Raw genomic sequence first — 11,918 nt, 5'->3', positions numbered from 1 at the left:
AATCAGACATTCAAATGGGCTTCAACAACGATGTGTGAATGCCATAGGCGAGCGGGGAGAGGGCTAGGGTGAGGGGCATGGCTCCATGGCCGAAAGTCGCACCGTCGACATTCACATCAACAGATAGGCCCAGGCCGACACGCTGAGCACGCCGAGCGCCGTCGTCAGGGTGATGGTCGAGGAGGCGAGGCCGTGGCCGACATTGAAGTGGTTGGCGATCAGCCAGGCATTGACGCCGGTCGGCACGGAAGAGGTGAGGACGAGGGCGGCGGTCCAGCTGTCGCTCAAGCCCAGGAGATGGCAGGCGGCGAAGACGGCGCCCGGCAGCACGACGAGCTTCAGCGTGCTGGTGACTGTGGCAAGTCCGGTGTTGCCGGCGAGCCCGTATTTGTCGAGCGCCATGCCGATCGAGACGAGCGCGGCGGGTGCGGCAACCCCGGCAAGCTGGTCGACGACGATCTTGGCCGGGCCGCCGAGCGGCTGGCCGACAAGATGGAAGAGCGCGCCGAAGGCGAGCCCGATCACCAGCGGATTGCGGACGAGATTGCGGCCGACGCCCGCCAGCAGCCTGGCGAGGCTCTGTCGCGGCCGGCCGCTCACCTTCTGGTCGGCACGATCCATCAGCACGGTTCCGGCGATCATCATCACCGGAAGATGCACCGACAGCAGGATCGACAGCGCGACGATCCCCTCCTCCCCGACCACGCGCGAAACCAGCGGCAGGCCGATGAACACCGTGTTGGCGAAGGCCGAAGAGACGCCCGCCAGAACGCCGATGCGCGGATCGCGGCCGAAGCCAAGGGTCGCCGCCAGATGGCCGAGGGTCCAGGTGACCGCGACGCCGGAGAAATAGGCGACCCAGAGCGGCCAGGGCGATCCCTCCTTGAAATCCGCCTCGGCAATCGTGCGGAACAGCAGGACCGGCACGGCCACCCGGAAGACGAAATCGCCGAGCGCCTCGCCGACGGCCGGCTTCAGATAGCCGGCCTTGACGATCAGCCAGCCGGTCAGGATCAAAATGAAGATCGGGAGCACATTCAGGAAAACTTCGGACATGCGCGAGCCTTGAATCACGACGTTTCGGCGAGCCGACCGATGACGATCGATTCCAGAGAACAGGTCGGAGGGGAGCGCGCCCGAAGCCGCGCGTTATTCATGCAGATCGTTCCCGAGCCATAGACCCGTTTAGACCGCGGAGGCAAGGCCGCGGCCCGGGAAAAGGACGCCCTCTGGGACCGGAACATTCCGGTGTTACAGAGCGTTGCGCTTGAGGACGGGGATAAAGGAATGTCGAGCGAGCATCCGACCTATTCGCACAAGGACGACGACCCGCATCTGACCGATGATGATCTGGCACAGAAGGTCCTGCGCTTTCTTCGCTACGCGAGCTTCATCGACACAAGCGACATAGACGTCATCGCACTCGGCAACATGGTCGTTCTGTCCGGTACGGTGGCGCGCGAAGCGGATATCGCCTGCGCCGGGGAGGCGGCGGCCTCGGTCATCGGCGTGCAGAGCGTCGAGAACCGGCTGAGGACGCGGCCGGGCGAAACGGAGGGCTGAGCCGCGCCAAGCGACACGTGACAGGATGGGCATCCGCGGGAGCAGATCATGGCCAACAGCATCGAAAAGAGCATCGAACTGGCAGCCCCGATCGATCAGGTCTGGGACGCCTTGACCGACCACGAGGCCTTCGGGCAATGGTTTCGCGTCAAGCTCGACGGTCCCTTCGTCCTGGGCCAGGTCACCACTGGCCAGATCACGTATCCCGGTCACGAGGGCGTCAAGTGGACATCCGTGACGGAGCGAATGGAGACGCCCCATCTCTTTGCCTTCCGCTGGCCGCATTCCGAGAACCCGGACGCCGATATTTCGAGCGCACCTTCGACACGCGTCGAATTCCGCCTGAAGCCGACGGCGAAGGGAACGCATCTGACGATCAGGGAATCCGGCTTTGATGCGCTGCCGGAAGATCGGCGCGACGAGGCCCGGGACCGCAACGAAGAGGGGTGGGAGATCCAGGCCCAGAACATCAGGGCCTTCGTCGAAGCCTGATCTTGCCGCGGCAGCGCTGCGCTACCTTTCTTTCCCTGTTTCGGCACAGCCCGCCGTTGACGCCGGAGACCGCCGCGATACCTTTGCGACGAGGGAGGCAGGCGGATGTGCGGGCGTGTCTACATCAAGAGCAATCTCGACGCTCTGTTGCGCGAATTTTCCTTCGCCGAGCGGCAGGCCGTCGAGGCAATGGCGAACCAGTTCCCGCGCTACAACGGTGCGCCCTCGCTCTACTATCCGATCATCATCACCGACGTGATCCGCGACCCGGACGTGTTCGGCCCGACCTTCGTCAGCGCCCGCTGGGGCCTGATCCCGCGCTGGACGAAAGCCCCGCCCGGCCGGCCGCCGCCGATCAATGCCCGCTGCGAGGGCATCGCGACGGTCGGCCTGTTCAAGGAGGCCTATCGCCGGCGCCGCTGCCTGATCCCGATCGACGGCTTCTTCGAGTGGAAGGACATCCACGGCACCGGCAAGAACAAGCAGCCCTACGCGGTCGCCATGAAATCCGGCGAGCCCTTTGCGCTTGCCGGCCTCTGGGAAACCTGGCGCGACCCGAAGACCGACGAGGACATCCGCACCTTCTGCGTCATCACCTGCCCGGCAAACGCGATGGTCGCTACGATCCACGACCGGATGCCGGTGATCCTCCACCGGCAGGACCATGACCGCTGGCTGTCGCCGGAAGCGGACCCGTTCGATCTGATGAAGCCGTTTCCGGCGGACCTGATGACCATGTGGCCGATCGACCGGAAGGTCGGGTCGCCGAAGTATGATGCGGCCGATATCCTCGATCCGCTCGAGCCTCCGGAGGAGAACTGAGCGCGCTTCAGCAAACCGCCCCCGGACCGGACCGCCTTGTCACCGTCTCAACCGCGCAGACCCGGCGCCTCCTGGCCGGTGCGCTCGACATATTCGGTGTAGCCGCCGCCATACTGGTGAATCCCGTCCGGCGTGAGCTCCAACACCCGGTTGGAGAGAGCCGACAGGAAACGGCGGTCGTGCGAGACGAACAGCATGGTGCCCTCATAGGCCGACAGCGCCTTGATCAGCATCTCCTTCGTATCGAGGTCGAGATGGTTGGTCGGCTCGTCGAGGACGAGGAAGTTCGGCGGGTCGAACAGCATCGCCGCCATCACCAGCCGGGCCTTCTCGCCGCCGGAGAGCACGCGGCAGCGCTTCTCGACGTCATCGCCGGAAAAGCCGAAACAGCCGGCCAAGGCTCTGAGCGGCGCCTGCCCGGCCTTCGGAAAGCGTTCCTCCAGCCATTGTAGGATGGTGCTGTCGCCGTCGAGCAGATCCATGGAATGCTGGGCGAAATAGCCCAGCTTGACGCTGGCGCCGAGTGAGACGTTGCCCTTGTCCGGCGTGGTAGCCCCGGTAACGAGCTTCAACAGCGTCGATTTTCCGGCACCGTTAATGCCCATGATGCACCAGCGCTCGCGCCGGCGCACCATGAAGTCGAGGCCGTCATAGATCGTCCGGCTGCCATAGGCCTTGTGCACGCTCCTGATATTGACGACGTCTTCGCCGGAGCGCGGCGCCGGCAGGAAGTCGAAAGCGACCGTCTGGCGGCGGCGCGGCGGCTCGACCCGGTCGATCTTTTCAAGCTTCTTGACGCGGCTCTGGACCTGCGAGGCGTGCGAGGCGCGCGCCTTGAAGCGCTCGATGAACTTGATCTCCTTGGCGAGCATGGCCTGCTGGCGCTCGAACTGGGCCTGCTGCTGCCTTTCGTTCAAAGCCCGCTGCTCCTCGTAGAAGCCGTAATCGCCGGAATAGCTCGTCAGCGCGCCGCCGTCGATCTCGATGATCCTGGTGACGATCCGGTTCATGAACTCACGGTCGTGGGAGGTCATCAGCAGGGCGCCGTCATAGCTCTTCAGGAAATCTTCGAGCCAGATCAAGCTCTCGAGATCGAGATGGTTGCTCGGTTCGTCGAGCAGCATGACGTCCGGGCGCATCAGCAGGATGCGGGCGAGCGCGACGCGCATCTTCCAGCCGCCTGACAGCTTGGCGACGTCGCCGTCCATCATCTCCTGGCTGAAGCTGAGCCCGGCCAGCACCTCGCGGGCACGCCCCTCCAGCGCATAGCCGTCAAGCTCCTCGTAGCGCGCCTGCACCTCGCCATAGCGCTCGATGATCGCGTCCATTTCGTCCATCCGGTCAGGATCCGACATGGCCGCCTCGAGGTCACGCAGTTCGGCCGCCACGGCGCTGACGGGCCCAGCCCCTTCCATCACCTCGGCGACTGCAGACCGCCCGGCCATCTCGCCGACATCCTGGTCGAAATAGCCGACCGTCACGCCCTTCTCGACGGATACCTGCCCCTCGTCGGGCTGTTCCTCGCCGGTTATCATGCGGAAGAGAGTCGACTTTCCCGCCCCGTTCGGACCGACAAGCCCGATCCTTTCGCCACGGTTCAAGGCTGCGGAGGCTTCGATGTAGAGAATGCGGTGACTGTTGGACTTGCTGATATTCTCGATACGGATCATGTGGGGAGAAGACCTGGTGGGATTTTCGGGCACCCCTATGCCACGGGCCGGCGCCGCTGTCACGCGACCCGTCGCCTGTCCCCGATTTGCTCGGTCAGATTCCAGGTTTGTGCGTCGCTCTTGCGACCGCAATGGGCAATGAGAGGCGGCCGATGTCTTGTCACGATTGATTTTCTACCTCAGCGCCAGAAACGCTTGGTGTCGACGAAGACATCATGTGCTTCCGCGGCATCGTGCAGGAGCTTCTCCTTGTCAGCCGCACTGAAAAGATCCTCCGCACCCGCGGCGTCCGAAAGATCGAGCTTCGACAGCATATCGGGAGCGGTCGCGAGATCGTTCAGGCTGCCGAGTTGATCCTGGAGCCCCTCCATCGCCGTGATGAATCGCTTGTAACGCTTGGGTTCTTTCCTGTTCGCGTAAAGCGGGCCGAAGAACTCCGCGGCGTAGCGCAGTTTCTTTGCGGAAATGCGCAGCTCATGGCGGGCCTCGTCATCGAGATCGATCAGACCACTGCCGCCCTTCGCCACTTTCTTCCAAAGTCGGTCGAGTTTCTTGGATGCGAACCTCCTGGCTGGCTGGACGAGCAACGCCTCGTCCGTTTCATCGCGCCGCCAGTCTTTGATCGATATCCATTCGGCGAGGTCGATCATCAAGGCGCGGGCGCGCACCGACGAGAACGCGGCTTCGACTGCCCCATACGCGCCGCTACGGGCCTCCTGGAGCCGGCTCGAGAGCTCTTCGGTGGTCGCTTGCTTGATCATCACGTCAATGCCGCGCGCATCGCCAAGTTCCGAGGCGAGCCAGCGCAATTCGTCGCGCATGTGATCGAACCGGCTATCCGCGAAGAGTGATTTAAAGATGGAGAAAAGGGAGCGCAGTCGCCGGAGCGACACGCGCGCCTGGTGCAAGGCATCGGCATCGCGAGACCAGGACAAGGCCATTTCGTTGAGACGAAACTGCTTGAGACACGCTGCGGCCAGGTGCGCGAAAGCCGTTGCCGCATTCGTCTCTGCGGTGAGTGGAGTGACGCTTGCCTTTATGGCACCGGGTGCGGGACCAACCAGACGATAACCCCGCTCCGCTTTGCTCAGTACACCGATATAAGCTGGCGTGACCAGATTGACTTTTCGGACCAAGCCAAACAGCGCCGCCGGAGACCCCGCCTTGCTTTCAAGCTCGATTTCGCAGAGCCGTGCCTCCCGATCCGCGGCAACGACCTTTCCGATGTCCAAAGCGACTTCGATCGTGGCATCGCCTTCCGTCACGTTCCAACGATGTCTCTTGACATGAATCTCGAACACCGGCCTGAGGCTTTCGCTCGTTGCTGGAAGCGGCACCTCGATCCGTGGATCGTCGAGCACCGGGATGTCGTCTGCAACCGATCGCTGCCACTTCTCCTGGGCGGAAGATCCGGGCGGTCCGTCACTGGACGTGACGGTTTGAACCCTTTCATTCCCACATTGCCGGATGCGCAGCGACAGGCCGCGCTTGTCCAGATCTCGACCGCTCGTATCGAAGTAAACCGACTTTTGCTGAACAATAGTCGGCGAACCGTCGAAGAGCTCCTTTTTCAGGAGCGATGACGCACCCGATTGCGTCAACTCGAGCTTCACTTCCGTTTCCTGCATGACGCCCTCGGCATTCTTTGGCAGCTAGCATCGGATCGTCCTTCATAATACTGTCACAAACAATCCGTGGGCAGTGCGAGCTGAACGATGGCGCTATTTGATGCAACTTGACCAACAGTCCCGGAACCGCGGAGGTGGAGTTGACGTTCCAGGCTGCACGATAGGAGAACGACCATGGCCAAGAAGAACCGCATTCCGAAGAAGATCGCCGGCGTCAAGGTCCCGAAGACGCTCAGAAAATCGAAGGTGCTAGGAGCCATGATGGCGAGCAAGGTCGGGCGGGACCTGCTTGCCAAAGCGCTCACCGCCGGCGCCGGAGCTGCCGCAGCCGTTCTGGTCAATCATACTGACGAAGTCGGCGAAACCGCACGCAAGACGACAAGGAAAGGGGCCCGGGCTCTGGGTCTGGCACGCGAGGCTGCTCAAAGCGGCTTCTCCGCCGCGATGGACGTCGTGAAGGAATCCGTCCTTCCGTCCCCAAAGAAGAAAGGCAACAAAAAGAGCGGTAAGAGCAAGGCGGCCGCCGGCCGCGCTGCCCTCCATTGATCCGGTTCATTGCCGAGGACCAGGGGACTCAGTCCTTCCCACTGAGAGCTCCCGGGCGCGATCCGACAGAAGGAACAGAAGGCTGGTTTTCTGTCGGCTCGTGTTCAACCGACCGGTTGTTTGGCTCGCTCGGTTGCAGGAGATCGTAGGCGTCTTCCATTCCTAGTTTTGCGGCGCGAGCCAATCCCACTCCCAGGAGCCGTGCGGCGATGATCGGATGTTCGCGGATCAACACCGAGACGGCGCGAACGCTCGCGGCCACGATCAGCCGGGAGGCGAATTTGCCCCCATATCTTGCGATCAGAAAGCGTTCGATCGTCTCAACAGCACCTTCCTCTTCCGGGTCATCGGATTCGCGCGCCCCTGCTCTTGATGCAACAGCGCGCGTTGGCGAGGGAAATGCTTTTGGCTCCGCCTGCGTTTGATGGGAAGATCGTCGGAATCGTGCACGACTTCCAACGCGGCCGAGAATGCCGCCTGGAGCGCCTCTCCCGCAGTGCCGACCGCCTTGGCGCCCTTGCGAGACGCTGTTTTGGCAGATTCAATCACTTCCTCGCGATGGCCGACCAAGGTCGCGGTGGCCGCGGCCGCGGCCGCTGTCAGGGCATGGGCGAGCACGGCTCGCCCTGCACTATTGCCCAACATTGCACGCAGCATTTTTGATTTCCGCAAAGGTTGCGGGACCTTTACGCCGGCGATCTTCTTCGGAATGCGGCTCTTCTTGGCCATTGGCGCTCTCCTCACTGCCGAAGGAACGTGCCTGACTGTCCGGTGGTTCCGGTCGGAACGCTGACCGAGATTGCTGGACAAGGTGCCTTCACCAGAAAGCAGGTTCGCAGGGTGGCTGGATTGAAAGCCGCTCGCGCTTCAGGCCGGTATGTCTTGATCAGACGGCTGTTGCGCCGGCCGGTTACCAGACACCAAAGGCGCCGGTTCGCTGATATCTTCGTCTTCCTCCAGGTCGATTTCATCGATTCTGACTTCATCGAGGCGATGCTTGATCGCCAGGGCACAGATGGTGGCAAGGACGTTCCGGTCCTTGAGATCGGGGTCGGTCAGAGCCAGCAGCGAGGCGCGGATAAGCTTCTTGCTCGAGGTCTTGGGGCAGCGCTTCAGGACGAAGTCGTGGAGGTTCTTGTCGGAGTAGCCGTGCGTCGCCCCGTCCACCAGTGCTTCGTATACCTTCCTGCGCTTCTCACCCATAACCATCTCCTTATTTAGGGAGGCCGACTATCCGTCACGAATCTGTCACAAACAAGCCTCCGGCGAGCCCTGCTCGGCTGCCAGCCGCTGCTGTTCACAAAGGCGCAACAGGGAAGAGGTCAGAATCGGCGAATCATCGTGAAGAGATCGTCGGCGTCGTTGACGCCGGTCTGATGGAAATCGACGATCTTAGCCGCGAGCGCTTCCGCCGCTTGACAATTGCTGCTCCATTGGCGCTCGACCAACGCGCAATCGAACATCTCACGAAGCATGCGCATTTCGTCCGGATAAAGCGAGAGCATATCTGTGCTGTGGTCAACGTTCATGGCGCCGTCTCTAAGAAAAACAACAAAATGGGAAATGCCGTTTCTGCCAAGGACACCAAGTCTCTCACATGTCGATGACGACCCCGTGTCAGCGCAGGCGACGCTTTAAGTCGCTGGCGCGAACCGGTTGATCAGTATTTCGACGGCACATAGAGCTCCGGCGGCAGCACCTTGCGCTCGTAGTTGGGATTGAAGATCCGGTCCGGCAGGCTGATGTCCTCGTGCGGCACGTCCCCATAGGGGATCTGCTTCAACAGGTGGTCGATGCAGTTGAGCCGCGCGCGTTTCTTGTCGTTGGCCTCGACGATATGCCAGGGCGCTTCCGGTATATTGGTGCGGGCGAAGGTTTCTTCCTTGGCCTTCGTGTAGGCTTCCCAGCGCACCCGCGATTGCAGGTCCATCGGCGACAGCTTCCACTGTTTCAGCGGATCGTGGATGCGCATCAGAAAGCGCAGCTGCTGCTCCTCGTCGGTGATCGAGAACCAGTATTTGACGAGCCGAACGCCGGAGCGCACCAACATGCGCTCGAACTCGGGAACGTCGTGGAAGAATTGCGCGACTTCGTCTTCTGTCGCGAAACCCATGACGCGTTCGACGCCGGAGCGATTGTACCAGGAGCGGTCGAAGAGGACGATTTCGCCGCCGGCCGGAAGATGCGGCACGTAGCGTTGGAAGTACCATTGGGTCTTCTCGCGGTCGGACGGTGCAGGCAGCGCAACGGTCCTCGCGACGCGCGGGTTGAGCCGCTGCGTGATGCGCTTGATGACGCCGCCCTTGCCGGCGGCATCACGGCCTTCGAAGATCACGACGACCTTCTCCTTGTGATAGACGACCCAGTCCTGCAGCTTGATCAGCTCCGCCTGCAACGCCAGAAGGGCGCGGAAATAATCCATGCGCGAGATCGTCGGAGGATGCGTCTTGCGGTAGATCTTGTGGATCTCCTCCGACAGCGCCGGTTCTGAAAGCTCGAGTTCGTAATCCTCGTCCAGGGTGTCTGCCAGCTCCGCTTCGAGCCAGTCGAAGTGTTCTTCCTCGCGCGTTGATTTGCTCATTTCACCGCTCCGACGGTTGGGTAAAGGCAGCAATATTGAACTTATTCCACAGCGCCGTGAAGGAAAATTGACGGATCATGATGGCGGGACGCGCGTGGTATGACTTTCGCGACCGCGCAGAAAACTGCATCCGAGTTTATATGGGCGCAGACACGTGCGATCGTCGGCCCGCGTCCTGGTCGTCGTCGACTTGGCGGTCAAATTCGATCAGAAGGTGCATTGGAGCAAAAATGCGCCCGACCGTCATGAAACTGTAACATCGGGGCGTATAAGTCTCTCGGGCGGTGGTCGACCGCCGGGCGCATGATGCGTTTACGATTGCCTTCTCGGGCATTCCCCTCCCTTCAAACCTCGGTGTTGTCATGCGTTTGTCCGCGAAGCTGCCGGTCGCTGCAGCAGGTTTGGCTGTTTTCTCCATAGCCGCCACGAGTCTTGCCAGCCTCAGTGTGAGCGGCAGCCTCTCGTCCGCCGCGGCGATCGAAAAACTGGAAGCGCTGGCGGATGCCCGGCGCAACGAACTTCGCCATTACCTGACAACGATCGAAAACGATCTGCGCAATCTGCAGGCGCAAAAGTCGGTGCCCAAGGCACTCAGCGATCTGAGCACCGCCATGGCACGGATTGGCAATAAGCCCAACGACGAACTGCAGCAGCGTTACGTGAAGGGAAATCCCAATCCTGAAACCCAGCGTGCAGCCTATAGTTCGGCAGGCAAGGACAAGTATGATGCCCTGCACGCCCGCTATCATCCCTTCTTCCGGCGCTTCGCGGAGGCACACGGCTACAGAGACGTCCTCCTGGCCAATCTCAACGGCGATGTTGTCTACTCGCTCAACAGAAAGGAAACTTCGCCGTCAACCTTAGGCACGAAGGCTGGGAGAGGAGCGGTCTCGGCAGGATCTTCAAAGAGACTGCCGAAGGGACCGACAAGGACAGGCTCGCCTTTGCTTCCTATGAGAAATACGGCCTGCTCGGCACATCGGCATCCGCATTCGTTGCGATTCCCCTTGAAACGCTGGATGGCAAGATCGGCGTACTGATCCTTGAAATGCCGGACGCTCTGATAGGGCAGATTATCGGCAACAGGACCGGCCTTGGGGAAACTGGAGAGACTATCCTGCTCGATGGCAGGGGAGCCTTCCTGACGGACAGCGCCCGCACGGCGGACAACGACATCCTGCAGGCGCAAATGCCCCAGGCAACGATGCCAAGCGGCGATGGCATCGTCAGCAGTGGTCTCGACGATTTTCGTGGAGAAGCGATCCGTATGGCCGCCACTGGGCTCAACGCGTTCGGGACGCGCTGGAATGTGGCAGCGGTGATGACGTCGCAGGAGGCCTTTGCCGCCGTGACGGCGTTGCGGAACTGGACGCTATTGGCGGCCTTGGCCGTGCTTGTTGCGGCGATCCCGGGCGCCATCTGGTTCTCCCACCGCCTGACCCGACCAATTGCCAGCCTGGTGGCCGACGGCGTCTCGCCGGCGGCGACACGGCGATCGACTGTGCCGGTCAAGGGCGAAGTGATGAAATCGGCGACATGGCCCGCTCCGTCGTCGTGTTTCGCGACGCGCTTACGGATCGCACGCGTCTTGAAAAGGAGGCTGCAGAGACGCGGACCATGATCGACCGGGACCGGCAGCTACGTGAAGCCACCCAGGAAGAAACTTCTCGCCACATCAACGAGAGCGTCGAGATCCTTGCAACCGGCCTGGAACGGCTCTCACATGGGGATTTGCTTGCCCGCATCGATCAGCCCTTTCGTGACGGCCTCGACCGCCTGCGCTCGGACTTCAACCTGTCGCTGGAAACGCTTGCCAGAACGCTGGACGACGTGAAGTCAAAGAAGTGCTGACATCGACAACGACAGCAGCGAAATGCGCGATGCCGTCGGCCAGCTTGCAAAGCGCACCGAGTATCAGGCAACGACACTGGAGGAGGCTGCCGCGGCGATCAATACCATCACCTTGACCGTGCAGCGCACCGCCGAGCATGCGGCCTCCGCCACCGAAATCGCGGCGGCGGCGAAAGCAAGCTCCGATCGCTCCAGCGAGGTGGTGAGCAACGCAGTCGGAGCCATGGCTCAGATAGAAGCAGCCTCGGCCTCGATCTCTCATATCATCGGCACGATCAACGACATCGCCTTTCAGACAAATCTGTTGGCGCTGAATGCCGGTGTCGAGGCGGCGCGTGCCGGCGAGGCGGGCAAAGGCTTTGCCGTCGTCGCACATGAGGTGCGAGCCTTGGCGCAGAAATCCGCGATTGCCGCGCGCGAGATCAATTCGATTATTACGACGTCGGCAGACGAGGTGGCGAGAGGGGTATCGCTTGTGCGGGCGGCGGGCACGACACTGAACCAGATTTCCGCTCAGATCCACGCCATAAATGATCAGACGCTGCAGATTGCCGCCGATGCGCGGGATCAGGCCAACGATCTGCGGCACGTCAACCAAACGATGCTTGCCCTCGATCGGGTGACGCAGCAGAACAACGCCATGGTCGAGGAAAGCACGGCAATGACCAGCAGGCTTTCAAATCAGGCGTCCGGCTTATTCGATCTCGTCACGCAGTTCCGCACAAGGGCCGACGAACGCGATGTCCCGAGGGCAGAAGCCGCTAC

At 61.7% G+C, this 11,918-nt stretch carries 15 protein-coding genes; 8 read left to right on the top strand and 7 right to left on the bottom strand.

Going from position 1 to position 11,918, the window contains the following annotated elements; all coding sequences use genetic code 11:
- Positions 1-111 precede the first annotated feature (111 nt).
- Positions 112-1,056, bottom strand: a complete 945-nt coding sequence (locus N181_RS30185) for an AEC family transporter (RefSeq protein WP_037400555.1) — start codon at positions 1,054-1,056, stop codon at positions 112-114.
- Between the two features lie 231 nt (positions 1,057-1,287).
- Here N181_RS30185 and N181_RS30180 point away from each other — a divergent pair, with 231 nt between their 5' ends.
- The 3 genes from N181_RS30180 (at position 1,288) to N181_RS30170 (ending at position 2,877) form a co-directional block, all read left to right on the top strand.
- A complete protein-coding gene (locus N181_RS30180) occupies positions 1,288-1,563 on the top strand; it encodes a BON domain-containing protein (RefSeq protein ID WP_014330644.1) in 276 nt (91 codons plus the stop codon).
- A gap of 48 nt (positions 1,564-1,611) precedes the next feature.
- The gene (locus tag N181_RS30175; RefSeq protein ID WP_037400553.1) at positions 1,612-2,055 is read left to right on the top strand and encodes an SRPBCC family protein; all 444 of its coding nucleotides are present in this window, start codon (positions 1,612-1,614) and stop codon (positions 2,053-2,055) included.
- Positions 2,056-2,160: 105 nt separating this feature from the next.
- A complete protein-coding gene (locus tag N181_RS30170; protein ID WP_037400551.1) occupies positions 2,161-2,877 on the top strand; it encodes an SOS response-associated peptidase in 717 nt (238 codons plus the stop codon).
- A 47-nt stretch (positions 2,878-2,924) separates the two neighbouring features.
- On the opposite strand, the gene abc-f is transcribed toward N181_RS30170, so the two are convergent.
- Both abc-f and N181_RS30160 read right to left on the bottom strand, forming a co-directional pair.
- On the bottom strand, positions 2,925-4,547 hold the full coding sequence (gene abc-f, locus N181_RS30165) for a ribosomal protection-like ABC-F family protein (RefSeq protein WP_037400549.1): 1,623 nt from the start codon (positions 4,545-4,547) through the stop codon (positions 2,925-2,927).
- Between the two features lie 179 nt (positions 4,548-4,726).
- The gene (locus N181_RS30160) at positions 4,727-6,175 is read right to left on the bottom strand and encodes a CYTH and CHAD domain-containing protein (RefSeq protein ID WP_037400547.1); all 1,449 of its coding nucleotides are present in this window, start codon (positions 6,173-6,175) and stop codon (positions 4,727-4,729) included.
- Positions 6,176-6,349: 174 nt separating this feature from the next.
- On the opposite strand from N181_RS30160, the gene N181_RS30155 reads away from it, so the two are divergent.
- Positions 6,350-6,721 (top strand): hypothetical protein, encoded by a 372-nt coding sequence (locus N181_RS30155; RefSeq protein WP_037400545.1) that lies wholly within the window; start codon positions 6,350-6,352, stop codon positions 6,719-6,721.
- A 300-nt stretch (positions 6,722-7,021) separates the two neighbouring features.
- Here N181_RS30155 and N181_RS30150 read toward each other — a convergent pair whose 3' ends face one another.
- From N181_RS30150 to ppk2, 4 genes are all read right to left on the bottom strand, one after another.
- A complete protein-coding gene (locus tag N181_RS30150; RefSeq protein WP_234885999.1) occupies positions 7,022-7,450 on the bottom strand; it encodes a hypothetical protein in 429 nt (142 codons plus the stop codon).
- 138 nt (positions 7,451-7,588) lie between these two features.
- Positions 7,589-7,924 carry a hypothetical protein gene (locus N181_RS30145; RefSeq protein ID WP_037400543.1) on the bottom strand — a complete coding sequence of 112 codons (336 nt, stop codon included), beginning with the start codon at positions 7,922-7,924 and terminating at the stop codon, positions 7,589-7,591.
- A 119-nt stretch (positions 7,925-8,043) separates the two neighbouring features.
- Entirely contained in the window at positions 8,044-8,250 is a 207-nt protein-coding gene (locus N181_RS30140) for a hypothetical protein (RefSeq protein WP_014330635.1), read from the bottom strand.
- Between the two features lie 131 nt (positions 8,251-8,381).
- Positions 8,382-9,302, bottom strand: a complete 921-nt coding sequence (gene ppk2, locus N181_RS30135; protein ID WP_060564133.1) for a polyphosphate kinase 2 — start codon at positions 9,300-9,302, stop codon at positions 8,382-8,384.
- Between the two features lie 362 nt (positions 9,303-9,664).
- On the opposite strand from ppk2, the gene N181_RS35135 reads away from it, so the two are divergent.
- From N181_RS35135 to N181_RS35120, 4 genes are all read left to right on the top strand, one after another.
- Positions 9,665-10,342, top strand: a complete 678-nt coding sequence (locus N181_RS35135; protein WP_244425669.1) for a hypothetical protein — start codon at positions 9,665-9,667, stop codon at positions 10,340-10,342.
- Positions 10,343-10,350: 8 nt separating this feature from the next.
- Positions 10,351-10,923 (top strand): hypothetical protein, encoded by a 573-nt coding sequence (locus N181_RS35130; RefSeq protein ID WP_050984145.1) that lies wholly within the window; start codon positions 10,351-10,353, stop codon positions 10,921-10,923.
- The gene (locus N181_RS35125; protein WP_050984144.1) at positions 10,920-11,153 is read left to right on the top strand and encodes a methyl-accepting chemotaxis protein; all 234 of its coding nucleotides are present in this window, start codon (positions 10,920-10,922) and stop codon (positions 11,151-11,153) included. The genes N181_RS35130 and N181_RS35125 overlap by 4 nt, the downstream gene beginning before the upstream one ends.
- A 22-nt stretch (positions 11,154-11,175) precedes the next feature.
- The coding region (locus tag N181_RS35120) for a methyl-accepting chemotaxis protein (RefSeq protein WP_245290992.1) at positions 11,176-11,918 on the top strand (743 nt) is incomplete at its 3' end.

It is taken from the genome of Sinorhizobium fredii USDA 205 (assembly GCF_001461695.1).
Classification (GTDB): Bacteria; Pseudomonadota; Alphaproteobacteria; order Rhizobiales; family Rhizobiaceae; genus Sinorhizobium; species Sinorhizobium fredii.
Note: the sequence above shows the minus strand (reverse complement) of the source record. Positions and strands in the feature narration are given on the sequence as shown.

Excerpts from the sequence above, each read along its gene's own strand:
- N181_RS35135 (WP_244425669.1), top strand. The coding sequence starts at position 9,665 with ATGCGTTTGTCCGCGAAGCTGCCGGTCGCTGCAGCAGGTTTGGCTGTT.
- N181_RS35130 (WP_050984145.1), top strand. The coding sequence starts at position 10,351 with ATGCCGGACGCTCTGATAGGGCAGATTATCGGCAACAGGACCGGCCTT.
- N181_RS30185 (WP_037400555.1), bottom strand. The coding sequence starts at position 1,056 with ATGTCCGAAGTTTTCCTGAATGTGCTCCCGATCTTCATTTTGATCCTG.
- N181_RS30175 (WP_037400553.1), top strand. The coding sequence starts at position 1,612 with ATGGCCAACAGCATCGAAAAGAGCATCGAACTGGCAGCCCCGATCGAT.
- N181_RS30170 (WP_037400551.1), top strand. The coding sequence starts at position 2,161 with ATGTGCGGGCGTGTCTACATCAAGAGCAATCTCGACGCTCTGTTGCGC.
- N181_RS30150 (WP_234885999.1), bottom strand. The coding sequence starts at position 7,450 with ATGGCCAAGAAGAGCCGCATTCCGAAGAAGATCGCCGGCGTAAAGGTC.
- abc-f (WP_037400549.1), bottom strand. The coding sequence starts at position 4,547 with ATGATCCGTATCGAGAATATCAGCAAGTCCAACAGTCACCGCATTCTC.
- ppk2 (WP_060564133.1), bottom strand. The coding sequence starts at position 9,302 with ATGAGCAAATCAACGCGCGAGGAAGAACACTTCGACTGGCTCGAAGCG.
- N181_RS30145 (WP_037400543.1), bottom strand. The coding sequence starts at position 7,924 with ATGGGTGAGAAGCGCAGGAAGGTATACGAAGCACTGGTGGACGGGGCG.
- N181_RS30160 (WP_037400547.1), bottom strand. The coding sequence starts at position 6,175 with ATGCAGGAAACGGAAGTGAAGCTCGAGTTGACGCAATCGGGTGCGTCA.
- N181_RS35125 (WP_050984144.1), top strand. The coding sequence starts at position 10,920 with ATGATCGACCGGGACCGGCAGCTACGTGAAGCCACCCAGGAAGAAACT.
- N181_RS30180 (WP_014330644.1), top strand. The coding sequence starts at position 1,288 with ATGTCGAGCGAGCATCCGACCTATTCGCACAAGGACGACGACCCGCAT.
- N181_RS30155 (WP_037400545.1), top strand. The coding sequence starts at position 6,350 with ATGGCCAAGAAGAACCGCATTCCGAAGAAGATCGCCGGCGTCAAGGTC.
- N181_RS30140 (WP_014330635.1), bottom strand. The coding sequence starts at position 8,250 with ATGAACGTTGACCACAGCACAGATATGCTCTCGCTTTATCCGGACGAA.